Annotated in this window: 1 pseudogene; it reads right to left on the bottom strand. The window is 24.6% G+C overall.

What is annotated here, in order from left to right:
• Positions 1 to 404 (bottom strand): annotated as a pseudogene (locus U881_RS0100430) (site-specific integrase); the annotation flags it as partial.
• Positions 405 to 840: the final 436 nt, after the last annotated feature.

Below are 840 nucleotides of genomic sequence, written 5' to 3'. Positions count from 1 at the left end.
ATAACTACTTCTCTAATACAAATACTACTTCTTTTCTTAGCAACATTAACTTTAAGACTGTAAAATACTTCACCATTAGTGCTTTTTTCTTTTGATATATCAGCAAGTTTGACATTTTGTATCTCAACTCCTCTACAACCAGTTATTGATAGTATGTAAACAAACCATCCAGATATTGGATCTAAAATTTTAAGTTTTTCTATGCATCGTTTTACTAGTTTTATTGTCTTTTCATTTAAATAGAATCTTATGGGAATAGATTTAGGTTTTGTGGATTTATTTTTTGTTTGACTTTTAATTATAGATAGTTCTTTATGTAATATTTCGTTTTCTTTTAATATGTCTTTGATAGTTTTATTAAATGTGTTAGATAAATTCAAGTTAGGATCATTCATTAAGTTCATAGATTAACTAATCATTTTAAAAAATATAAAATAGTCAAATAATATGTTAGCAAATACTAATAGCTTAAGTCAAATTTTGAAKGTTMTCATTGTATGTAAAATATGGTGTGAGGATTGGTTGTAATTAGCTAGRAGTATGTTTTTAAGCAATTGAGGTTAATATTTATAGAATACTTTATCCTAGCTTTAACAAATACTTACATTTTTGCTTTCCAAATATCCTATTTCCTATTTTCGTAGCTTATAATTTTGCAATGAGAGCATGTAAAATCCATCTTTCCATTCTTAACTTATCTTTTACTTACAGTTAACACAAAGTCAACTTCCTTTACTTTTTATAACCTTTTAATTTATTTCCTTACTCTCTTTTTGCTTATTCTCTTGTAAATATTTTCTTCAAATTTCTTCTTCTTTTTTAAATCCCTTTTTGAAATTT

Source organism: Borrelia persica No12, assembly GCF_000500045.1.
Taxonomy (GTDB): domain Bacteria; phylum Spirochaetota; class Spirochaetia; order Borreliales; family Borreliaceae; genus Borrelia; species Borrelia persica.
This window is presented reverse-complemented; position numbering and strand designations above follow the sequence as displayed.